This window comes from Mucilaginibacter yixingensis, from assembly GCF_041080815.1.
Taxonomy (GTDB): domain Bacteria; phylum Bacteroidota; class Bacteroidia; order Sphingobacteriales; family Sphingobacteriaceae; genus Mucilaginibacter; species Mucilaginibacter yixingensis.
In genome coordinates, this window is the sequence record NZ_CP160205.1 from 3,923,435 (window position 1) to 3,945,196 (window position 21,762).

General features: G+C 45.8%; 20 protein-coding genes. 8 read left to right on the forward strand and 12 right to left on the reverse strand.

What is annotated here, in order from left to right:
• The first annotated feature begins 62 nt into the window (after positions 1 to 62).
• Positions 63 to 680, forward strand: a complete 618-nt coding sequence (locus tag ABZR88_RS15915) for a hypothetical protein (protein ID WP_107827083.1) — start codon at positions 63 to 65, stop codon at positions 678 to 680.
• On the opposite strand, the gene ABZR88_RS15920 is transcribed toward ABZR88_RS15915, so the two are convergent.
• Positions 677 to 1,645: an NAD-dependent epimerase/dehydratase family protein gene (locus ABZR88_RS15920; RefSeq protein WP_107826385.1), complete on the reverse strand. Its 969-nt coding sequence runs from the start codon at positions 1,643 to 1,645 to the stop codon at positions 677 to 679. The genes ABZR88_RS15915 and ABZR88_RS15920 overlap by 4 nt on opposite strands.
• A 341-nt stretch (positions 1,646 to 1,986) precedes the next feature.
• Here ABZR88_RS15920 and ABZR88_RS15925 point away from each other — a divergent pair, with 341 nt between their 5' ends.
• Both ABZR88_RS15925 and ABZR88_RS15930 read left to right on the forward strand, forming a co-directional pair.
• Positions 1,987 to 3,174, forward strand: coding sequence for a formimidoylglutamase (locus tag ABZR88_RS15925; RefSeq protein WP_107826384.1), 1,188 nt, complete (start codon positions 1,987 to 1,989; stop codon positions 3,172 to 3,174).
• A gap of 38 nt (positions 3,175 to 3,212) precedes the next feature.
• Positions 3,213 to 4,364, forward strand: a complete 1,152-nt coding sequence (locus tag ABZR88_RS15930; protein ID WP_107826383.1) for a TlpA disulfide reductase family protein — start codon at positions 3,213 to 3,215, stop codon at positions 4,362 to 4,364.
• Between the two features lie 186 nt (positions 4,365 to 4,550).
• On the opposite strand, the gene ABZR88_RS15935 is transcribed toward ABZR88_RS15930, so the two are convergent.
• From ABZR88_RS15935 to ABZR88_RS15945, 3 genes are all read right to left on the reverse strand, one after another.
• Positions 4,551 to 5,081, reverse strand: a complete 531-nt coding sequence (locus tag ABZR88_RS15935; protein WP_107826382.1) for a transposase — start codon at positions 5,079 to 5,081, stop codon at positions 4,551 to 4,553.
• 176 nt (positions 5,082 to 5,257) lie between these two features.
• The gene (locus tag ABZR88_RS15940) at positions 5,258 to 6,436 is read right to left on the reverse strand and encodes a glycosyltransferase family 2 protein (RefSeq protein WP_107826381.1); all 1,179 of its coding nucleotides are present in this window, start codon (positions 6,434 to 6,436) and stop codon (positions 5,258 to 5,260) included.
• Entirely contained in the window at positions 6,433 to 7,353 is a 921-nt protein-coding gene (locus tag ABZR88_RS15945) for a glycosyltransferase family 2 protein (RefSeq protein ID WP_107826380.1), read from the reverse strand. The genes ABZR88_RS15940 and ABZR88_RS15945 overlap by 4 nt, the downstream gene beginning before the upstream one ends.
• An 87-nt stretch (positions 7,354 to 7,440) precedes the next feature.
• Between ABZR88_RS15945 and ABZR88_RS15950 the strand changes: the two genes are divergently transcribed.
• The 5 genes from ABZR88_RS15950 to ABZR88_RS15970 all read left to right on the forward strand — a co-directional run bounded on the left by ABZR88_RS15950 (position 7,441) and on the right by ABZR88_RS15970 (position 11,154).
• Positions 7,441 to 7,923: a hypothetical protein gene (locus ABZR88_RS15950; RefSeq protein WP_107826379.1), complete on the forward strand. Its 483-nt coding sequence runs from the start codon at positions 7,441 to 7,443 to the stop codon at positions 7,921 to 7,923.
• A gap of 10 nt (positions 7,924 to 7,933) precedes the next feature.
• The gene (locus tag ABZR88_RS15955) at positions 7,934 to 9,073 is read left to right on the forward strand and encodes a fused response regulator/phosphatase (RefSeq protein ID WP_107826378.1); all 1,140 of its coding nucleotides are present in this window, start codon (positions 7,934 to 7,936) and stop codon (positions 9,071 to 9,073) included.
• The gene (locus ABZR88_RS15960; RefSeq protein WP_107826377.1) at positions 9,070 to 9,417 is read left to right on the forward strand and encodes an STAS domain-containing protein; all 348 of its coding nucleotides are present in this window, start codon (positions 9,070 to 9,072) and stop codon (positions 9,415 to 9,417) included. Before ABZR88_RS15955 ends, ABZR88_RS15960 begins: the two co-directional genes overlap by 4 nt.
• 1 nt (position 9,418) lies before the next feature.
• The gene (locus tag ABZR88_RS15965; protein WP_107826376.1) at positions 9,419 to 9,961 is read left to right on the forward strand and encodes a hypothetical protein; all 543 of its coding nucleotides are present in this window, start codon (positions 9,419 to 9,421) and stop codon (positions 9,959 to 9,961) included.
• 65 nt (positions 9,962 to 10,026) lie between these two features.
• Positions 10,027 to 11,154: an acyltransferase gene (locus ABZR88_RS15970; RefSeq protein WP_107826375.1), complete on the forward strand. Its 1,128-nt coding sequence runs from the start codon at positions 10,027 to 10,029 to the stop codon at positions 11,152 to 11,154.
• 4 nt (positions 11,155 to 11,158) lie between these two features.
• Here the strand turns inward: ABZR88_RS15970 and ABZR88_RS15975 are convergent, their stop codons facing one another.
• The 8 genes from ABZR88_RS15975 to ABZR88_RS16010 form a co-directional block, all read right to left on the reverse strand.
• The gene (locus ABZR88_RS15975) at positions 11,159 to 11,899 is read right to left on the reverse strand and encodes a 4'-phosphopantetheinyl transferase superfamily protein (RefSeq protein WP_107826374.1); all 741 of its coding nucleotides are present in this window, start codon (positions 11,897 to 11,899) and stop codon (positions 11,159 to 11,161) included.
• Between the two features lie 10 nt (positions 11,900 to 11,909).
• Entirely contained in the window at positions 11,910 to 14,561 is a 2,652-nt protein-coding gene (locus tag ABZR88_RS15980; RefSeq protein ID WP_107826373.1) for an amino acid adenylation domain-containing protein, read from the reverse strand.
• Between the two features lie 126 nt (positions 14,562 to 14,687).
• Positions 14,688 to 15,866, reverse strand: coding sequence for a glycosyltransferase family 2 protein (locus tag ABZR88_RS15985; RefSeq protein ID WP_107826372.1), 1,179 nt, complete (start codon positions 15,864 to 15,866; stop codon positions 14,688 to 14,690).
• Positions 15,867 to 15,907: 41 nt separating this feature from the next.
• On the reverse strand, positions 15,908 to 17,284 hold the full coding sequence (locus ABZR88_RS15990; RefSeq protein ID WP_107826371.1) for a lipopolysaccharide biosynthesis protein: 1,377 nt from the start codon (positions 17,282 to 17,284) through the stop codon (positions 15,908 to 15,910).
• On the reverse strand, positions 17,284 to 18,780 hold the full coding sequence (locus ABZR88_RS15995) for an O-antigen ligase (RefSeq protein ID WP_107826370.1): 1,497 nt from the start codon (positions 18,778 to 18,780) through the stop codon (positions 17,284 to 17,286). Before ABZR88_RS15995 ends, ABZR88_RS15990 begins: the two co-directional genes overlap by 1 nt.
• Positions 18,781 to 18,786: 6 nt before the next feature.
• The gene (locus tag ABZR88_RS16000; RefSeq protein ID WP_281260175.1) at positions 18,787 to 18,921 is read right to left on the reverse strand and encodes a hypothetical protein; all 135 of its coding nucleotides are present in this window, start codon (positions 18,919 to 18,921) and stop codon (positions 18,787 to 18,789) included.
• A 52-nt stretch (positions 18,922 to 18,973) separates the two neighbouring features.
• Positions 18,974 to 21,133, reverse strand: coding sequence for an AAA family ATPase (locus tag ABZR88_RS16005; protein WP_107826369.1), 2,160 nt, complete (start codon positions 21,131 to 21,133; stop codon positions 18,974 to 18,976).
• Positions 21,133 to 21,735: a TolC family protein gene (locus tag ABZR88_RS16010; RefSeq protein ID WP_170113512.1), complete on the reverse strand. Its 603-nt coding sequence runs from the start codon at positions 21,733 to 21,735 to the stop codon at positions 21,133 to 21,135. Before ABZR88_RS16010 ends, ABZR88_RS16005 begins: the two co-directional genes overlap by 1 nt.
• Positions 21,736 to 21,762 lie beyond the last annotated feature (27 nt).

Consider the following 21,762-nt stretch of genomic DNA (forward strand, 5'->3'; position numbering starts at 1 on the left):
TCTCTCTGCGCTACGCTCCGTTCGAAATGACATCGATCAGGGAACGCCAAAACAAAACAATTATGCAAAACAACTTACCATCTATACTCCATAAAATTGTAGCAAACCAGGATCTGCACGCGCGTTGGTTAAATACGCTGTCGCTGATGGAAAACACCGGCGCCCGCAAAATATCAGCTTGTGAAGACCCGGTAACCGTTACCTACATCATTCTGAAACATGCGGCTGAGGAGCACCGCCATGCTTTTTATCTGAAAAAACAGATTGAGAAAATCCCTGGCGGCAACTGCCCTACTTATGCTGGCGAGTACTTGCTTACCCCTAGTAACAGTAAATATTACCTCAACCTGCTGGATGTACTGGTATCGCGCTACCTCAAAGCAGAATTAAACCTGAACGGTGCCGAGTTGCGCTTTGCGGCCTATCTGCTGGTAACCTACGCTATTGAAGTACGGGCCGATGAACTTTACCCGGTTTACCAGGACGTACTGGATGCTGCCAAAAGCAAAGTGAACGTAAAATCTATCATCCTGGAAGAAGAAGGACACCTGGAAGAGATGATTAACCAGTTACAGCACTTCTCGCCCGAGTGGCAAAAGCATGCAGATGTAGCTGTAGAGATTGAAACCCGCTTATTTAATAACTGGGTAGAAGGCCTGGCAGCAGAGGTAGCAGCCTAACGCTGCAAACGCACAGTAACTTCTTTAATTGATTGGCTTACCGGCTTAAATTGATAGCCGGTTGCTTTAAGCAGTTTGCTATTATCAAAGTTTTGCTTTTTGCTGGCAGTTTGGGCCGATACTTTATCAATGAATGGTGATTTGCGGGTGAAAGCGGAAACAAACTCGGCTAATCGCCAGGAGAATTCCATCATCCATGGGCGAGCCAATCTTGCCGGTTTTTTAATACCAAAGTTACCGGCAATCTCGCCGGTAATATTCTGATAGGTACGATTCTCTGCACTAACAATAAAGCGCTGACTGTTAATGTCAGAGTTCATGAGCAGGATCATGCAAGCAGCCACATCATACACGTCCACAAAACCAATGCTGCCTGAGGTATAAAACTGCAGGCCCTTGCGTACGGTTTCAAACAGCGCGCCGCTACCACCAACACCCGCATCCGGGCCGAGGATGATGGAGGGGTTTACAATTACCGCATCCAATCCCTCGGCAATGCCGCGCCACACTTCCATCTCACTCTCCAGTTTAGAAATGGCGTAGCCATCATTAGCTGCCGTTTCTTCCAGGTGATGGTTTTCGGTAATGAGTTCGCCGGGTTTAGCCTCGCCCACTGCCGCTACAGAACTTACATGCAGCAATCTGATACCCATCTCCGTGCACAGGTTCACCACGTTAGCAGTCCCCTCAATATTATTGCGGATCATCGGCTCACGGTCGGCACGTTTTAACGATACCCAGGCCGCGCAATGATAAACCTGCGTAACGCCCTGCAGCGCATCTTCCAGGGCAAAAGCATCGGTAATATCGGCATCCACCCACTCAATTTTATCAGCATAAGGCTTCAAAATTTCGGGAATGGCAGAGCTGCTGCGCTTGGTACAACGGATGTTGCCAACCTGCTGTACAAGCTGCCGGGCCAGTTCGGCCCCCAAAAAACCTGTTGCGCCGGTAATGAGGATCATGTTTAATGTGCAAATATGCGGATGTGCAAATATATAGATGTGCAGACATGTATATGTGCCGATCTGCAAATTTCTCTCAAACCATTGCAACGAACGAAGTTTTCACAGTAAGTGTTTACCAAGATGTCATGCTGAGGCACGAAGCATCTCTAAGGATAGTCCTGCTTACTTATCCTCAGAGATGCTTCGCTACCGCTCAGAATGACAACTCGCAAAGATTGCTTCATTACAGCAATGACGTAATTATTGAGAGTTGTATATCTGCTACTTTATGTTACGTGCCCACACATTTGCACATCCACCTATCTGCACATTCATAATAAATAATACATTTGCAGGGTATGTCATTAGCAGATTTCTTCGCGCCCATCAGTCTCAAAAATATCGTTCCTAAGAACGGCTGGTTTGCCAGTCAGCTGGGGAGCCGTATTGAGCATTTTTCGGTTGATTTCCCTGATCTGGAGAGCGATGACAGGATTGATCTGGCCATCATCGGCGTACTGGACGACCGTAACGCGGTAAACAACCAGGGCTGCGGACTGGCGCCTGATCATCTGCGCGAGAAACTGTACCAACTGCACGAAGGTGCCTATAACACCCGCATTGTAGATCTGGGCAACATCCGTCCCGGCGCTACCGTGGCCGACACCTATTTTGCTATAAAATATGTGGTGTCGGAACTAATTAAGAAAGATATCACCCCGGTAATCATCGGCGGCGGGCAGGACCTTACCTACGCCCAGTACATGGCCTACGAGGAACTGGAACAAAAGGTAGACCTGGTTGTAATTGACGCACGCTTTGACCTGGATGATGAACCACCAACCGAAAGCATTGAAACCACATCTGCCGCTTATCTGAATAAAATCTTCCTGCACGAACCTAATTACCTGTTCAACTTCAGCAACCTGGGATACCAGACCTATTTTGTAAATCAAGACAGTCTGCGGGTGATGGACAAGCTCTATTTTGATGCCCAACGTTTGGGGGAGCTAACCAGTCAGATTGCCGTTACCGAGCCGGTGATACGCAACGCCAACATGCTGAGCTTTGATATGAGCGCTATCCGCTCGTCAGACGCCGCGGGCAATGCCAACGCCACACCAAACGGTTTTTATGGCGAGGAGGCCTGCCAGATGTGTCGCTACGCAGGCTTTAATGATAAACTGACCTCGATCGGTTTCTACGAGTTTAACCCGGCGTATGACAACAACGGTCAAACCGCTATGCTGCTGGCCGAGATGATCTGGTACTTTATTGATGGCTACTATAACCGTAAAAAAGATTTCCCGCTTAACCCCAAATCGCAATACCTTATTTACAAAACCAGCCTTACGCATGACGATCATGAACTGGTGTTTGTAAAAAGCAAAAAGAGCGACCGCTGGTGGATGCAGGTGCCCTACCCTACAGGCGGTTCGCAAAACGAGCGCTTCCATTTAGTGCCTTGCCGTTATGACGATTACCAGATGGCCGTAGCCGGCGAAATGCCTGACCTGTGGTGGCGCACCTACCAAAAACTGTACTGATAATTTAACGCCACCCTAAGCGTTATTAATGCTATAACATGATGAAGAAATTCTTATTCCTCCTTGCAGCGCTTTGCCCAATGCTGGCCGCTGCTCAAATGCAAAAAAGCACTTTTACCGTTAAAGGCACCGTTGGTTCTGTAATAGACTCGCCGGCCCGTGCTTATTTATTATACCAACTGGGGGCCAACCGCCTGCTCGATTCGGCCACCATACACAAAGGTCAGTTCAGTATTACTGGTGATGTGATCTATCCGGCACAGGCCACCGTAGTAATTGACAAAGCCGGCGCCGGCATTGCCAAACTCGACACCTCTGCAGATCACCTGGTATTTTTTGTGGAGAAAGGGGTGATCAACCTCAACTCGACCGACAAAATTGCCAAAGCCCAGATCACCGGCTCAAAAATTAACGACGATAACAAAGTGCTGGGCACTAAAATGAACGTAGTTGAAAAAACAGCAGAGCAGATTAGCGCCGATGTTGCCGCAGCACCACCAGAAAAAAAGAACTCACCTGATTTCCAGAACCAGATCCAAGCGCGCTACAGGTCATTACAGGATATGGCAGAAACCACACTGAAGGATTTTATCAAAACCAATCCCAATAGCTTTTTAAGCTTGATGGCTGTAGGTTCGCTGGCCAAAAACCCTAACGCCAATCCGCAAGAACTGGGCGACATGCTGGCTTCATTGTCTGATGAGCTAAAAACTTCTGAACCTGCAATAGGCATCAAAGTTGCACTGGAGAAAATGAAGAGCGGCGCCGTAATTGGTATGCCTGCACCAGATTTTACACAGAACGATATAAACGGTGCACCGGTAAAGCTATCATCATTCAAAGGCAAATATGTGCTGGTAGATTTTTGGGCCTCATGGTGTGGCCCTTGCCGCCAGGAAAACCCTAATGTGGTGCGTGCCTATAACAAGTACAAAACCAAGAATTTCACCATACTGGGTGTATCATTGGATAGAGATAAAACGGCCTGGCAAAACGCCATCAAAAACGATGGCCTGGCCTGGACACAGGTATCAGACCTGCAATACTGGAACAACGCGGTGGCAGCGCAGTACCAGGTTACTTCTATCCCTCAAAACTTTCTGATCGATCCGCAAGGCAAGGTGATTGCCAAAAACCTGCGCGGCGAGGAGCTGGATGCAAAGTTGGCGGAGCTGTTGGGTAAGATATAGTTTGTTGCATGACGGCGGCCAGAGGCCGCGAGATAGTCGTCACTCGGCTGGAGCCGAGCGACTGCAAAGGTTTTTATAAACAGAAAATGCGGCTTTAAGTCGCATTTTCTGTTTAACTATTTCTGCAATCGCTCGCGTCCACGCGAGTGACGACTATCTCGCGGCCTCTGGCCGCCGTCAAGCACGTCAATCCCAATCCATCTTTAAAGGCGAGTCAGGATTAGCGCTACTAAATACATAGCTACCCGCATCATTTACAAGCATTGCTTCTACCGGGTTTTGATGTATGTAATTCATTTTTTGAGCAAACACCTCCTCGGTCAGTAATTCAACGGGATGGCCGGTCTTTTGCCAAAACTGAAACTCGCTGTTTTGTCCGCTCATATTAGCATGGTATTTAAATAGATGAATCATCCATTCGGTCCTGCTTTCTGACGGATTATTAATTATCATTTCAATTATTCGCTTGGCCGTATAACTTTTAAAATCGCGCAACACATCGGCCAGTCTACTATCTTCTTGTTGAACAATCAAATGGATATGGTTGCTCATAATACAATAGGCAAATAGCTTAAGCTTCTTATATTGACGACAATATTCAAGGTTTCTGATTATTTCTTCGCAATAATCTTTCCGGGTAAAAACATCTATCCATCCCACAACGGTCATAGTAATGAAGTATGCACGGTCTGAAGTTGCTTTTCTTAGTTCTGACATGTGACGGTTTGGTTAGATGACGGCGGCCAGAGGCCGCATGATAAGGGTCACTCGGCTGGAGCCGAGCGACTGCATCCTTTATTTAGTTTCTAAATAAAAACTTAATCGCAATCGCTCGCGTCTACGCGAGTGACGACTATCCCGCGGCCTCTGGCCGCCGCAATGCATACAGGCAATTACCCCACCTTCCGCTGCGCCTTCTCCCAAACACCTGTCTGCGTAGTGGTAAAATAGCGGATAATCCCAGCCAACACAGCATAGTTCATTACGCAGAAATAGTAGGGCACAAATAGCGCTTTAACGCGAATCTGGCGTTTCTCCATAATCATACCCAATAGAGCCAGCAGATAGAAGAGTACTTGTCCCGCAAGCAGCAATTGATAGATCCAGCCGCCCGGTCCGGCAACTATGGCAATATTAGTGATCAGTGACAGGATCATAAAAAACGGCGTAACCGTCCAGCGCAATACGCGGTGACTAACGTATTGGAACGATAGCATCGGGTACTTAAACGGATTCAGCAGTTTCTTTAACCAAATGATAGATTGGATACCGCCCGAGGCAATGCGCACTTTCCGTTTCAATTCTTCTGATACATTTTCAGATGATGATTCGGTGGCGTAGGCATCAGGCTCATAAACTATGCGGTAGCCATCAGCAGCAATCAGCATTGATATCATAAAATCATCCAGCAGGGCATTTGGTTGTACCGGTTTGTATAAACTGCGACGCACGCTGAATAGCTCACCTGCGGCACCTACTACCGAGTACAACTCAGAGTCCCATTTTTTCAGGGTCGATTCATACTTCCAGTAAAAACCTTCGCCGGCAGCGCTGGCATCATCAGTCTCTTCAATTTTTACGCGTTTCTCACCCGCTACGGCACCCACGGTGGTATCAGAATAATGGCGGCAAATGTTCACCAACGCCTCTTTATTGAGCATGGTGTTGGCATCGGTAAAAATCACAATCTCGGTATCCACAAACTCCATAGCGCGGTGCACGGCAGCAATTTTACCTGAACGACCGGATTTATGCAGCAATTTGATCTGTGGATACTCCGCAATAATATCGGGCGTGTTATCGCTCGATCCATCGGTTACAAACAGCAGTTTGTATTTGCCGGCAGGATAATCAAGCGCCAGGCTATTCTCAATTTTTTCGCGAATGATGCCGGCTTCGTTATAAGCGGCTACCACCAGCGTGCAGTCTGGCAAGGTATCGGCATTTACCACAGGAACGGGCCTTTTGCCTTTAACCGCGCGCTTTATTTTTATAATGATGTATAACAAAATACCATAGCCCAGGTAAGTATAAAAGGCCATGAACAAGCTAATCCAGAATGTTATTTTCATGTAGTTTTTAATGTAATACCCAAATCGGCACTGTTGCGGCTGTGGGTCAGATTCCACCCTATTGCTTTTAGCAGCACGCCGATAAACTGTTTGTCGCCCGCCTTAACATAGCTGATGATATTTCGTGGAACCACCATCAGCATAAAATAAATATAAAACACCGGCTTAGCCAGCAAAGGAGCGTTACGACGAGTGAACAGTATGCGGTTACGGTTCATAAAGTATTCCTTAATCACACTCTTCTTCCCTACCGATACCGATTCTTTATGGTAGATCACCGCATCACCCCGCATCCAGATCTGGTAACCGGCGCGTAGGATGCGCTCACACCAGTCAATCTCTTCAAAGTACAAAAAGTAATTTTCAAACATTAGCCCGGCTTTGGCGGTGGCCTCTCGTTTTACCATCATGGCTGCTCCGTGGGCGTAAGCCGTTGGGCCGCATACCTCATCAAACTGCCCTTCATCGCGCTTAAACTTACCCACGGCATAGTTGCGGCAGGTATAAAAATTTACGCGGGTAAAACCGGCGTATTGTATCAGTGTTTTATCATTGAAATAGTTGATACGCGGCGATACAGCACCCACTTCGGGATGCGCATCCAACACGTCAACCAGTTTTTGTATTAACCCGGGCGTAAATTCGGTATCGTTGTTAACAAGAAAAAAGTAATCGCCGGTGGCAGCATTTATACCTAAATTGTTCCCGCCGGCAAAACCTAAGTTACGGTCAGAGCGTATAAATTTTACGTCGGCATATTGCTGTGCAATGGCTTGCTGGGGGTTTTCCTGACTGCCATTATCAACCACAATTATCTCTGTATCAGCATAAGTATTTGTTTGCTGTATAGACTGCAATAGCGCTAACGTAACACCGGCCTGATTGAAGTTGACGGTTATGATGGAAACTTTTTTCATGCAAAGATATAGCCGGTTATTACCACTTTTGCTTATTAAGTAATTACAGATCGTTAATATCTGCACTAAACTACGAAAAAAGAAACAATGGACGAGGCAGCATTGATTGAAACAAAAGTTGAAGAATTGGTGGCTTTGCTGCACAAAAATCCGCCAGGACAAGAGCTGGCCTTAGCTATTAAGCAAAAAATAAATGCCGCGCTTGATGAAACCGCTTTCTCTGACAAGATAGAGGCCTTTGAAAAGCTGGACACCAACCAGAGCCGCCTGGATATGCTGGATGACCTGGAGCTCCTGCTATCGCAACACCAGTTGGATAGCCGTGCATCGCAAAAATATCTGTATGGCGAGCGGATAAAAAAATCAATGCAAATCATCATTGCCCTTACCATGATGGTGCTGGGCATTGGCATGATTGTGATACCTACGCCCGGCTACTTTGAAATTTACACCCTCTATTATTTTAACCCCAACGACGGGATTACGGTGATGGATGTAATATCATTGCTAATTATCTTCTGCGGTGTATATTTGCTTATCAACGCCCTGATCAAAAAAAATAAATCCTGAACAAACCCGCATGGCCCACTCCTACAAAATTTTGTTGGTAGACGACAATCCGCTCGTACTGGAAATGATGGGCAGGGCTTTGACCAAGGAAGGGTTTACTTGCTACAAAGCCACTTCGGCCGCGCAGGCCATTTCTGTATTAAAAAAAGAGACGCCAGATATTATCCTCTCCGATTATGAGATGCCCGATGTTAACGGTTTCGAGTTTCGGCAGCAGCTAATGGCCGATACCGAGTATAAAAATATCCCCTTCATGTTCCTCACTTCAAAAAACAATACCGAGCTGATGATTGAGGGCATGAACATGGACGCCATTGACTATATTATTAAAGATGTGCCCCTGCCGGTCATTGTCTCCAAGATCAGCAACGTGCTGGGTACCATCCGCGAGCAGCATCAGCGCTCTATAAGCGAGCTGAGCAAGGCGGCCGTTGCGCTACATCTGAACTCTATACCGCAGCAAACACCGCAAATTGCGGGTTATGATATTAACTTCTGGCATAAACCATTTCAGGATTATCCCGGGGGAGATTTCATTGATTTTATTGTGATTGATGAGCGCTTTACCATTATTGTACTGGGCGATGTGATGGGCAAAAAGTGGGGCGCCTGGTTCTTCTCGTTCGGATTTCTGAGCTACATCCGTGCCGCGGTAAGGCTGTGTATTTTTGATGGCGATGTATCTACCAAAAGCATTATGCAGAAGATAAACCGGGTGATTTATGAAGATCCGCTGGTGAGCGAGGTGCTATCAACCTTATCTTTACTGATGCTGGATATTGAACAATCAACCGTAAGTTATACTGGCGCGGGCGATTTACCGTTGCTTTATTATAGCCACGCTCAGGACGAAACCCGGCGCATCACCTCTGGCGGCTTACTTTTAGGCTTGCGCGAGGATGGCGATTTTGACGAGAACCTTATTACCCTGAACCCCGGCGATCAGTTAATGCTGATTACCGACGGCATGACGGACACCGAGGAGAAAGGCCGAAAACGATCAGACTATCAACTGTTTGAAAACGCCGTTGCCCCTTACCTTGGCACGCCTGATACTTTTACCCGCTTTAAAGAAAGCGAGTTTATACATGAAAAAACCACTGCACACATTGACGACTGCAGCCTGATATTTTTACAGAAACAAGCATGAGCAAGCTTTTAGAAATAACCGAAGAACAAAACGTACCCATTGCCCGCATACTGGTACAGGAGGCCAACCTGAGCCACGCCGGACAATTAAAGGACGAACTGATAGCCGCACTGGATCACTACCGCAATAGCGTACTGGTTGATTTTAGCGATGTAAACTATGTAGACAGTTCTTTTCTGGGGGCGCTGGTATCATCACTTAAATATGCAGTTGCAGGCAAACTGGATGTTGCCGTGCTTAACCCCAATAAAGACATCAGTGATCTTTTTGCCCTGATCAGGTTGGATAAGGTGTTCAAAATTTACCCGAACAAAGAAGAAGCGCTGACCAAATACCGTAAATAACATGCAACCCAGTGCACAACATACGCTGATATTTCAACACTTGCCAGACCAGGTGCATCCTACCTGGCAGGCGGCTTCGGCATTTGTGCAGCAACATATCCCGGGGGCAGGCCGTAGTTTGATCTTTAAAATAAAGGTAATTGTTACCGAATTGCTCACCAATAGCATTAAACACTCGGGGCATGGCCCCACTAAATTGAGCTTGGCCATTAATGAGGGGCGACTAATTATCCAAAAAATGGATGCAGGGGCAGCTTTTAGCGCAAGCGTAGAGGAAGATATTAAATGGGAATGGCCGCTTACTACCATCCCCCACCATCCCATAAAACTTTATGCGGATATGCTAACCGGCTTGTTTGTTACCGTCACCTCGCCGCATAGCCTGCACTTTTATAGTGAGGATTATGAAATTGGAGCAGACACCGCCACCGGCATATCAGAACATTATGGCTTGATGATGATTTGCAGGGCGTGTGATAACTTTACTTATCATTTCGATGCAGTTACCCGACACAACATATTTACAGCAATAATTAATCTATAAGATAATTTACGCATCTTTACGAGGGTAATTTATAGCATTACAGAACTAAACACACGTCACACATAATGGCTGATGCAGGTGCCACTGTAAAAAAATCTAAAATTTATTTTCCAAACCTCAATGGTGTAAGGGCCATTGCTGCCTTGATGGTGGTGGTTGCTCACATTGAGCTTGATAAGAAGACCTTTGGCCTGCACCAGTTCAATTTTCTGGCGCTCAGCAATTTTGGCCGTGTAGGGGTATCCATATTTTTCGCCCTGAGCGGCTTCCTGATTACCTACCTGCTGCTGGAAGAAAAGCGCAATTTCAACAAAGTCAGCTTTTCTAATTTTTATATGCGTCGTATTCTGCGCATTTGGCCGCTGTATTATTTTCTGGTGCTGATTGGCATGGTAGTACACTGGCCCGATGCCAAGCCATTTGTGTTATCTATCTTCTTTTTGCCCAACCTGGCTTTTACACTCCAACTGCTCCCCGCTATTTTTGACCCAATATGGTCTATCGGTACCGAGGAGCAATTCTATATTTTTCACCCGCACTTTTTCAGATTTAAAACTACCCGGCAAATCTTTAATGCGTTGCTTATTTTCCTGATCGTGTTTTTGACCGGAGTGCAGGCAATCCGTCATTTTCAGCACAAAAGCGATTGGATGGGTACACTGGCCATGTTAACCTATTACATGCGCTTTGACAATATGATGCTGGGGGCACTGGTTGCCGTATTGTATTACAATACCAAATACAACGATTTTAAATTCCGTTTCCAGCGCTTGTTTAACCTGTTATTTAACAAGTATATACAGGTGCTAATATCTGTCGTTTTGCTGATAGTAATTTACCTGTACATCACTTACCATTTCTCAGAAGGCGATTTGTTGATTGCCGGCCTTTCGGCTTTACTTATAGTTAACCTTTGCCAGACGGAGACCAGCATCTACACGCTATCCAACAAAAAACTAATGTTTGTGGGCGAGGTATCATACGGTATTTACCTGCTGCATAAGTTCCCGGTACACCTGGTGCAATGGCTTGTTAAGTACCACATGCCAGCCATGAGCTTTGCGGTAGAAAATCTGTTTATCTACATCGTAAGCTTTGCGCTGTCCATTGCGCTGGCAGCGGTTTCTTACTACAGTTTGGAAAAATATTTCCTGAATCTGAAGAAACGCTTTGCGAAGATTACGCAGCACTGATGTGCTATATGCTATCTGCATTTATTTGCCACAAATTCATCCCATTTCCCGGCAGTACATGCGTAACGCTTACCATCGCACCGCTATCAGCCATAAAGCTATCGGTTACCCAATTAGCGCTGTCAAAGTAAGCGGGAAGATCATGTGTTCCATCGAGTGCGGGGATTTGGGGCAGGTTATCGTCAATGCCCGATCCACAGGCTTTCAGCAACGACTCCTTGCGCGTCCAGAGCAGAAAGAATGCCTGGTGTGGATCAGCAGATTGGTTGATGTACTCCAGTTCCTCTGAGCCGAAGTAGTAAGACGCTACATCGGCATAGGCAAAGTTGGGATTTACTCTCTCTATGTCGATACCCATCGCGCTGTCACCAACGGCTATCAGGAACTCATCGCCGGTATTAGAGAGATTGAAATAGCAATCAAACCGGTTGGAAAGAAATGGCTTTTTATTGGGATTATAAATGTATGATGGTTTGAGTTCAGCATCTTCCAAATACCAGCGCAGCAATACAACCAACAAACCATGCTGAATAATGTACCGATCACGGTCGGCCTGGCGGTAAAACCTGGCTGCTGCCTGCTGCTCGGCCGGACTAAGCAATGCGTGGAACTGCTGTTGCATCCCGGCAAAATCAGCCACGTTACCATGCCAAAGATGAATACCTGCCGCAATGCCCGGGCCGGCAGAAAACGCGTTCCATACCGGCTTAGTATTAAAACTGCAGGTAACTGTGCCTTGGCCCATCAGCAAGTAACTAGTCTTTTTTTACCGCCGCCTCATCCAGGCATTTTTGCAACACTACGGCAAACTCCTGATCATTTGGCGGAGCAAAGATAGTGTTGTGCTCACCTGGAATATCATGCACACGAACGCCCTTCTTGGCATAAGGTTTCCAGCCCATGAATTTAAAATCGTCCATGTAAAAAGTTTTCTTTTTAGCACGAAACAGGTCTATCGCAACATTAACCGGCTGCACAAAGTAGTTGTCCATCGCGCGCTTGTTCTCTTCGTCCAGCTCGTTAGAGTATCCAAAGAAGCCTTCCTGCGATTGATCAGCCCCTTTAATGCGCCACCATAAACGGATGATGCGGCGCTTTAACTGCAGGGCTTTATATTCTATAGCGCGTTTAGGATCTTGCGCCAGCAGTACAAAGCTGTACAATAGCTGCATAATCAGTAACCGGGTGCGTCTGAATAGCTTTACTATAACCGAATCGTATCTTTCGGTCTGTGTGATATGCGTATCAAACATAGCCACCATACGCACATCTCTGCCAGCTTCAATCATCTGGCGGGCCATCTCATAGGCAATAATACCACCCAGCGAATAGCCAGCCAACGCATACGGGCCGTCCGGATTTTTGGCAACAATTTCGGCAATATAGTTGGCCGCAATCTCCTCCATGTTGTCCAGCGGTTTGTCTATGCCATTCAAACCTTTGGCTTGCAAACCGAAAACCGGTTGATCGGCATCCAGATTCATAGCCAGCGCATTGAACAGCAACACGTTCAAACCGGCACCATGCACAATATAGATAGGCATTTTAGTGCCTTTAGGCTTAATGTTTACTAACGACTCCCAGGTAATAGACTTGCCATCTACCTGCAGGCGCTGCGCCAGTTTTTCTACTGTTGAAAATTCAAAAAGTGTAGCCAGTGGCAGACGTTTGCCGGTCTCCTGCTCCAATCTAGCCATAATTTTCACGGCCACCAGAGAGCGTCCACCCAGTTCAAAGAAATCGTCATAAACGCCTACTTGCTCCAGACCCATAAACTCGGCCCAGGTATCGGCTACCAGTTTTTCTACAGTGGTGCGTGGCTCCACGTAAACCTCACGTCTTCTAACAATAAACGGGCGTGGATCTGGCAACGCCTTACGATCTACCTTACCATTTGGCGTTTGCGGAATTTCGTCAATCACCGCATAATCATCGGCCACCATGTATTCTGGCAATGCATCAGCCAAGGCCTGGCGCCAGCTTTCCATTTGCTGCACCAGGTCCTCCTCGTTAGGTTCCAGCACCAGGTAAGCTACCAGGCGCAAATCTGGCCCCATATCGGTACGCGGTAATACCACTGCCGAACGTACATTCTTTTGTTTTGAGAGGATATATTCAATCTCGGCCAGCTCAATACGGTAGCCACGAATTTTTACCTGATGATCTATACGGCCAAGGCAATTTACCTCGCCGTTTTCTTTAAAGCTGCCCAAATCGCCGGTGCGGTAAACTTTGCCTCCGGGAGTGCCGCTAAAAGTATCGTCTATAAATTTCTCTTCATTTAGTTCTGGCCTGTTCAGGTAACCTGCGGCCACGCTATCGCCGCCAATGCAAATCTCCCCTACCGACCCATCGGTCAGGTTGTTGTTCTGCTCATCCAGAATATAGATCTGGGTGTTCCAGATCGGTTTACCAATGGTAATATCGGCCGACTCGGTAACATGCTTTATGGTAGAATAAACCGTGGTCTCTGTAGGGCCGTACTGGTTCCAAAGCTCTTCACACAGTGGGATCAGTTTATCGGCTAAATCTTTAGCCAATGGCTCACCTCCGGTAATTACACGCACGGGCAGCGGTTTATCCCAACCAGCCTCAATCAGCATGCGCCAGGTGTATGGGGTGGCCTGCATCATGGTAACGCCTTGAGTGCGCATAATTTCCAACAACGCACGACCGTCTTTTGCGGTCACAGTATCGGTAATGATGAGCGTAGCACCTACAATAAACGGCAGGTACATCTCCAGCCCGAAAATATCGAAAGAAATGGTGGTAACGCCCAGCAGCACGTCATCTGCAGTAAGGCCCGGCTCTTCCTTCATGCTCAATATAAAATTGGCAAAGTTGCTGTGCCTGATCTGTACGCCCTTCGGTTTACCGGTAGAACCAGATGTATACAGGATATAGATAAGATCATCACCCTTAACCGTTACCTGGGGTTGGGTGGTTGGCTGTGCGTCCAGCTTAAACAGGATATCTTCTATATAAAGCTCTTGCGATTGGGTATTGAATTTACCCTGATATTTTTTTGAGGTGAACAGAATCTTCGCTGAGGCATCTTCCAGCATAAACTCAATACGATCTGCCGGATACTCCGGATCAAGCGGAATATAAGCCGCACCCGATTTGATAATGGCCAGCAGAGAAACAATCATCTCTGGCGAACGGTCGAGCGACAGACCAATCACATCGCCGGGCTTAATACCTTCGGCAATCAATATATGGGCAATGCGGTTAGAGGTTTCGTCCAAATGACGATAGTTCATCTGGCGATCTTCAAACGACAGCGCAATCTTGTCCGGGTATTGTTGTGCAATCTCGGCAATGTATTCAAAAACAGGTTTATCTTTCTGATAGGTTGCAGCCGGGCCAAAACCAATATTTAGTGTATCGCTTCGCTCCTGATCCATTAATCTATATTTTCGAGTTCTGTAAAAATAATGCTTTTTTATATCGATAGCGGTGCTCACCACCCTTGTGTTTAAGGTTGTAGAACTATCGGTTTAAAACAATTATCCAATAACTATGCCACCTGTTTATTGTTTTACGTGGTGAGCCGTATGTATAAATTTTTTATTTGCGCCTTTTAGCTTAAACAACAGCAAGAACATGGTGAAAAAGATGAACGGCAATTTCAGCACTGCGTTCAGCAATTTCCTGTTAAAAAACGATGGCGGGATGGCCAGCAATATGGCTGCATAACACAACCCGGTGCCCAGTGTCCACCAGCGCCAAGAGGGGCCAATGCCGGTTAACGAGAACACTAACATCATTGGCATAATACCCAGCATCAGTACGCGGGGTAAAATGGCGGTATGGTAGATCTCGTTGAAATAATCGCGGTTACCACGCAGAAACAGCTCTTGCAAGCCATTTACAAAGTATTTGCGAAACAAGGCAAACTGTGCCGAGAGCCAACGTTTACGCTGATTTTTAAAGTTATCCGGCTTGCTCACTTTCTCATCATAGATCAGGGCTTCCTCGCTGTAATCAACTGAGATTTTATCGCGGGTAAGCAGCAGGCCCATCTCTTTATCAAAACCGCCCACGGCATCAATACGTTCCATTACGCTGGTAAACAACTGATATTCAAGCGCCATTCCAGAGCCAATGATAGCCGAAGACAGGTTATAAACCCTTTGTGATTTACGGAAGATGTGGTTATTGATCTCCTCGCTAATCGCATCCAGCATGGCAATAGAGGTTTCAGAGTTAAGCGCAACGCGGTGCCCCTGCACCACTTTCTGGCCGGCCACCAGGTGGCGATTAATGTGATGCAGAAAATCAGGCGCGGCAATATTATCAATATCATAAACCACAGCGGCATCAAAGCCAGGCTCGGTTGCAGCAATGGCCGCATGCAGCGCACGCGATTTGGTGCTCTTCTCCAGAAATACCTCAACCACCTGTAAGGGCATTGACTTTAGTGTTGCCACCGTCTCCGGCTGCAGTTTATCGGCAATAACACAAACGCGGTAAAGATCTTTCGGATAGTCAATTTCCAGGGCTTTGGCAGCGGTATTTAGAATGATGGCATCTTCTTTATAAGCCGGAATATAGATGATAAACTTCAGCAACCTATCGGTAACCGGCGGTGCCTGTACTTTGATTACCCGTCCGCTAAATGAAAAGAAAAACAGGTAGAGCGAATAGGTACCCAGGTAGATAAAAATTATCCAAAAAATAATATCGGCAATAGTGTGAATAATCTCCATACAGCTCTTTTATATTTTAAGCACCATACTTTATGTGCAATTTATTCCCCAATTGGGGCCTTCGAAAACTTTTTGAAAATATTGCTGATTAACATTTTCAACTCGGCATAACCCAGTGTAAAAATGTCGCCCATTTTAAAGTTCAGGTATTTTTTCAGCGTCCAGTACCCGTAAAGCGTTCCTACTATAAAGGTGATAATAGACGCACCGGCAACGCCATAAATACTCTTGAAAATGAGCAGGCCTGCAATATCGCCTATCACATTAACCGCCAGCATAATGTATACCTTAATCATATTGGCTCGCGGCTTATTGATCATATCCAGGGTGATGCCCATAAACCTGTCTAGCGGCAGCAGGATGGCAAAGAACATAAAGATCCTGAACACACCTACCGACTCAGACCCGATAAACTTTTTACCACCAAGAATGTGCATAAACACATCGGCCCCAACAAAGCACACTAAACAAATAGGAATCAGCGCAAGGGTAATCATCCCGGCAAATTTCTTCATCAGGTACACCACTTTATTGTTATCGCCCTGATTAGATGCGGCTGAAATCATTGGCATTGCGGTGGCCGTAAAACTGCGGATAAAGATCTCTATCACCTGCATCAGTTGTTGGGCCATACCATACATACCCACAGCAGCGGCGGCGGCATTGCCCGGCAACATAAAGTTGATGATATAGGTGTCTGAAGCTTTTAAAAATTGTGCCGCAATAGAGGTGCCCACACTGAATTTTCCGTAATGAAACAGCTCGTGGATACTCTCTTTAGTACGCTTTCCTATAGTGCCTAATCTATCCCACCCGGCAATCATCGTTGCAGCGCTGGTAAGCACACAGGTAAGAAAGTTGGCGTAAACAGCATTTAAAAACGTAAGATGGTTTGTTAAAATGAGGATAACCATAAACAGCAGCTGCAGGCATTGGTTAATGCCCCGTACAACCAGCAACATCCCAAAGCGTTCTTCGGCCTGTAAGATCCAGGTGGCTACGCTGTAGGGCAGCATGGCCAAAAAGATAATGCCGAACCAGTGCATCATAATTAAAGTGGCCGGAGTAACTGTGGGATGAAAAATAACATACCACAAATACCAGAGCAAATTAATTGCGCAGCCGGCAAGCGTAATCACAAAACCAATGTGCCAGGCAGCACCTGAGATACTGGCCGAGCGCTCTTTATCGGTACCAGAATAAAATTTAATGAGTGAATTTTGCAGGAAACCCGTACGGAAAACGTCTGCCAGGGTAACCATGTTCAGAATAAAGAATACCCAATTACCCACATCCTCTTTGGTAGAGAAGTTATGCGCCAATAATAAAATGGTCAACATACCGATAACGGCCATGATCATGTTCCCGGCAAAAGACAGGAAGTGATTATTACGCAATTGCTTTAAAATTGACTTCATTAGGTATCAATCCTTTTTACTGAATTTTCTGCTATTTGTTTCTCATCATCCAATCTTTTTAAAACATTTATCAGTGCGATACACAAATAAAACATAATGTTGGACGGAAACTGTACGAAGGACTGTTGCGGATAACTGGCAACAGCAAATGCAAAGATCACCATCACCATCCCCAGCGTGTAATTCTTTAGTTCGGGATCCTTAATCAAAAAGAAATTATTGATCCCCGTTTTTAGTGTTACAAAGAGCAGCGTGCAGAATAACAACAAACCTACCGAACCCAACTCTACGGCTATACGCACATAACTACTATCTGGCGGAAACTTTGACAATGGCGAGTTGGGCGCAAACCTTTGCCCCCAAACACCCACAGCGCCCAAACCTGCACCAAAAGGGTGCGATTGGATATACGGCTTAATGAAAGCCTGGTTCTTGGCGCGCTCATTGAACGATGCATCCTCCGTAGGTCTGAACGCACTCTGGAAACGCTTAATGGCACCGTTTGATGTTGGCACAAAGATCATAAAGATAAAGATCATCCCCACGAAAGACCCTGTCAACAGCACGCGTGTATTAAAGTATAATACCATCAATAGCACCAAACATGCTGGCAACAACACATAACCCGCCCTGGTGCCCGAGAAGAGCATAGAGTTCATGAACAAAATGATCATGCCTGCCAGTAGCAGTTTTTTGCGTAGGCTACGCTTACCAAATAGCATGGACAGGCACAAGGCACTGGTAAGGGCCATATTGTAAGCAAATACAACCGGATCCGAAAAAATGGAGAACTTGCGCCAATGCCCCGCCTGGAAGTTGAGGTGCATAGTAAGCGGGTTACGACGCAACACGGCCCACTCATACGGAAAATAACCATTTATTTCTTGCGCATAGCCGTAAATGGCAGCAAAGGTGGTAAGGGCCAGCCATATTTTAATAAGGAGCTTAACAAATTTAAGGTCATTGATCTGGTACTCGAACACGAAGTACATCAATACAATAATGGCCACTGTACGCACGGTATATACCCAGGCTAGCTTTGAAGCCGCTACCGGGTTAAGTACCTGTAATATGTTATAGCTGATCCAGGCCAGCATTAAATAAGAGATGGGATTGGCAAAAACCTTCCAGTTAGGCCTTATTTTCTGACTGATGAGAAAGCCCAGCAGCAGCAGATACTGCAAAATATCCATACTGGTACCAATAGGCGTACCTGCAGGCGTAAAATTGCTGATAAAGTTTACCCAATAGGCCCAGATAAACAGAACGGCAATACCAAATTTAGGATAGCCAACGGTACCAATAACAACTGGCAAACCTACTACGCCTACAATTAGAAGTAACCCGGCAACAAAGCCGTAGTAGTAAATTACATAACTGACCAGATAGGCACCCAATAAACAAATTGCCAGCAGGGCAAACCATGCAAACCTTCCACTGAAGAGCTTTTTCAGTAGCGGGCGGTCGTCTATATATCTATCCCTGCTAAACGCCATACCGGTTTACAGAAACAATATTTTAACAGCCCACACAAAAACGCCAATAAAGGCAATAGCAATAGCTATTTTACGCGTTTTTTGCTGCAGTGGTGTTAGCTCTGCAAATGGGTCGGGGGTTGATATTGGCTTAACTTTCATGGCGGCCTGCTTTAAAAAGATGTAACCATGTAACGCGCTAAGGTACTAGACCTTAACCGCGTTTTTTTGATTGATAGGCTGCTTTATTGAGCACCCAACCGGCAAACTTACCGGTGGTATTCAGTTGCTGCAGTTCTTTAACCAGTTGCTTTCTGCCCTCTACAATGTCCTGATCGGCCTCAAAAACAACTATTACTTTATTAGCAAACAACATCCACTCTTTAGCCTTGTTTTTGGCAGATAGCGATGGTATATCTATCAGAATAATATCATAGATCTGCTTCAACTCGGTAAACTTGTTGCGCAAGAACACTTCACTGCTAATTTCCAGCAACGTTACATCCTCGCCGCGGTTACCCAACACGCCAACGGCCTGACTAATTGCAGGGGCGTTAGACGGATCATTCCTGAAAAAGTCTTCAATAAAAACTTTGGGCTGTACCGAATGACTGATGGTTGGGTTTTCCATATTACCATCTATCAGCAACACCTTTTTATTGATCATGTTGTAAGAGTAGGCCAGCGTGCTTGCCAACAGGGTTTTGCCCTCGCCATCGCGCATGCTGGTTACAGCCACTACCTTTTCGCCGGCCAGCTCCTGGTCAACCTCAAAGCGGATAGCGCGCAGCAAATCTTTGTACTGCTGCATCCGGTCGCGGTGCTCCACATCCCAAAGGCGGCGCAGATCAATAGTTGAGCCGGGTATCCGGTTCAAGTAGCCCAACACCGGCAAGCTGGTACGGTTAGCCAAACGTACCGGATCTTTAATACTGTTATCCAAAAAGAACATCGCAAAGAAGATCACCAGACAGATCATCTCGCCACCCACGCCTGCTAATACAATCAGCAACAACTTTTTAGATGGCTCTGCAACATCCGGTTCTGCTTTTTCAATCTGCATCAGTTTAGTTTCTGATTTTGATTGCAGCACAGCATTGTTATAACGATTCTGCACATCCTGATACTCTTTGCTGGCAATCTCTATCTCCATCTGGTAGGTTTTCACCTTGGCATCCAGCGGCACCATGCGTTTAAAGTTAGCATTAAGGTTATCCAACTGCTGCTGAATAGACTTCAGACTGTACTTGGTCAGGTTATAGTTCATCTCCAGCTCCAAACGCTGACGCAACAGGTCAGACTTGGTTTGCAGCGGATCGAGGATATAGGCATCATTAGATTGTAGCGCCTGGTTGGTCACCTTTTTCTGCAATGAGTCTATAGCAGTTTTGATTTTCGGGTCGAAATTGCTCATTACCCATCTATCGTTCAGCGCATGCAGCTGATCCATAGAAGTGGTCAACTGCGAGTTGATCTTGCTAACGTTTTGTTCAATAAACTTACGGCTCTTCGGGTCAAACTTTTTATCAATATTATCAAGCGCACCGGTATATGAGGCCATATTCTTTTGCGCCTCTATCAGTTTATTCTGATACTCTACAATCTGGCCATAAACGGTTTTAGACTGATCTTCCAGATCCAGCACATCGTTCTTGATCTTGTAGTTCTGCAGTTTTCCTGTTTTAACAGCCAGGGTATCACGTCTCTCATTCAACAGATTAGACAGGTAACGCACAGCCGCCAACTCATTCTGCTGAACGATCTTGGTATGGTAATCAATAAATCCCTGGCAAAGGGTATTGACTATATAGGCTGATAGCTGCGGGTTCTCCGAAGAAGCCGACACAATAATAAAATCACTGAAATCCTCGCGGGTGATGGTGATGGCCTTGCTCAGCGAACGCTCATCGTAACGCATCTCTATCAGCATTTTGTTGAGCGAGTTCTCTTTCGGATTGACCAGCGAAAGACCCTCCAGATGCTTCAGTTTATAATTAAAGATCGCAACCGCATCTTTCCACTGTTGTACGGTTAATGAAGCCATCATTTTTGATGACTTTCTAAACGGCGTTTTGCTGTTAAGATCATGCAGGATAAGGTTATAAGAAACCATATCATACATTTTCTTCAGCTTCATCACCTCCATCAAGTTACTAAACTCTGTATAGATCTTGGTATCCTGTACGTTGGTCTCGTTTTGATCAAGCAGCTGACGGGTTTGATCTACGATACCCGTTGCAATGCGTGAGTTAGAAACATACTCATCGGGCAGATTACGTACCAGAAAAAAAGTCACCATTATGGCAACAGCAGGCACAATAATGAGTATGCTGATATATTTTTTTAGAAGTTTAAAAAAATCTTTTACTTCCATTAGTTAATGTCTTCCAATTTCTTACCTATAAACTCTTCCAGATCAACCTTTGCGGTAAGCACGGAGCGCTCGCCCTGTATTTTATAGGATGTTTGTGTATACATAATTACCAGCGCGTCATTATAATCTTTTAATGATGCCTCAGCTTTCTCAAACTTTGTTTTCATTTGCTTTACATTGGTGCCGGCATCCTGCTCGGCCCTAACGCGCACTCTGAGTTCGGCCAGCGCTTCCACGTAATTATAGTATAAACGTTTTACGTTAGTTGTAAGCGTTAAAATATATTCCTGCTGTTGGTAATAAGCTACATCAACTGCCTGGCGGGCATTTTTAATTTGATAAGGTTTTGCCAGCAGCTGACCAATATTTACCGTAACCGCCAATGAGAAACCAAAAAAAATGTTGGGGTTAACCACATTTACGGTGTTTTGCGGATTGTATATATACGATGGGGTGATCATATCAAACCACGAGATTTGCGCCTGGTGGTAGGTGGTACGCGCAATACCAATCTGCGTAGACCGGATCTTCATCTCGGGATAGTTCTTTTTAGCGGTATCTATCAGCTTTTGCAGAAAGTCTTGCTTTACGTCGGGTATCATGCTTTCCTGCGCGCGCAGGCTAGCGGC

What these genes read in the sequence shown, in the direction of transcription:
- ABZR88_RS15915 (WP_107827083.1), top strand. Translation starts at nt 63, where the DNA reads ATGCAAAACAACTTACCATCTATACTCCATAAAATTGTAGCAAACCAG.
- ABZR88_RS15920 (WP_107826385.1), bottom strand. Translation starts at nt 1,645, where the DNA reads ATGATCCTCATTACCGGCGCAACAGGTTTTTTGGGGGCCGAACTGGCC.
- ABZR88_RS15925 (WP_107826384.1), top strand. Translation starts at nt 1,987, where the DNA reads ATGTCATTAGCAGATTTCTTCGCGCCCATCAGTCTCAAAAATATCGTT.
- ABZR88_RS15930 (WP_107826383.1), top strand. Translation starts at nt 3,213, where the DNA reads ATGATGAAGAAATTCTTATTCCTCCTTGCAGCGCTTTGCCCAATGCTG.
- ABZR88_RS15935 (WP_107826382.1), bottom strand. Translation starts at nt 5,081, where the DNA reads ATGTCAGAACTAAGAAAAGCAACTTCAGACCGTGCATACTTCATTACT.
- ABZR88_RS15940 (WP_107826381.1), bottom strand. Translation starts at nt 6,436, where the DNA reads ATGAAAATAACATTCTGGATTAGCTTGTTCATGGCCTTTTATACTTAC.
- ABZR88_RS15945 (WP_107826380.1), bottom strand. Translation starts at nt 7,353, where the DNA reads ATGAAAAAAGTTTCCATCATAACCGTCAACTTCAATCAGGCCGGTGTT.
- ABZR88_RS15950 (WP_107826379.1), top strand. Translation starts at nt 7,441, where the DNA reads ATGGACGAGGCAGCATTGATTGAAACAAAAGTTGAAGAATTGGTGGCT.
- ABZR88_RS15955 (WP_107826378.1), top strand. Translation starts at nt 7,934, where the DNA reads ATGGCCCACTCCTACAAAATTTTGTTGGTAGACGACAATCCGCTCGTA.
- ABZR88_RS15960 (WP_107826377.1), top strand. Translation starts at nt 9,070, where the DNA reads ATGAGCAAGCTTTTAGAAATAACCGAAGAACAAAACGTACCCATTGCC.
- ABZR88_RS15965 (WP_107826376.1), top strand. Translation starts at nt 9,419, where the DNA reads ATGCAACCCAGTGCACAACATACGCTGATATTTCAACACTTGCCAGAC.
- ABZR88_RS15970 (WP_107826375.1), top strand. Translation starts at nt 10,027, where the DNA reads ATGGCTGATGCAGGTGCCACTGTAAAAAAATCTAAAATTTATTTTCCA.
- ABZR88_RS15975 (WP_107826374.1), bottom strand. Translation starts at nt 11,899, where the DNA reads ATGGGCCAAGGCACAGTTACCTGCAGTTTTAATACTAAGCCGGTATGG.
- ABZR88_RS15980 (WP_107826373.1), bottom strand. Translation starts at nt 14,561, where the DNA reads ATGGATCAGGAGCGAAGCGATACACTAAATATTGGTTTTGGCCCGGCT.
- ABZR88_RS15985 (WP_107826372.1), bottom strand. Translation starts at nt 15,866, where the DNA reads ATGGAGATTATTCACACTATTGCCGATATTATTTTTTGGATAATTTTT.
- ABZR88_RS15990 (WP_107826371.1), bottom strand. Translation starts at nt 17,284, where the DNA reads ATGAAGTCAATTTTAAAGCAATTGCGTAATAATCACTTCCTGTCTTTT.
- ABZR88_RS15995 (WP_107826370.1), bottom strand. Translation starts at nt 18,780, where the DNA reads ATGGCGTTTAGCAGGGATAGATATATAGACGACCGCCCGCTACTGAAA.
- ABZR88_RS16000 (WP_281260175.1), bottom strand. Translation starts at nt 18,921, where the DNA reads ATGAAAGTTAAGCCAATATCAACCCCCGACCCATTTGCAGAGCTAACA.
- ABZR88_RS16005 (WP_107826369.1), bottom strand. Translation starts at nt 21,133, where the DNA reads ATGGAAGTAAAAGATTTTTTTAAACTTCTAAAAAAATATATCAGCATA.
- ABZR88_RS16010 (WP_170113512.1), bottom strand. Translation starts at nt 21,735, where the DNA reads ATGATACCCGACGTAAAGCAAGACTTTCTGCAAAAGCTGATAGATACC.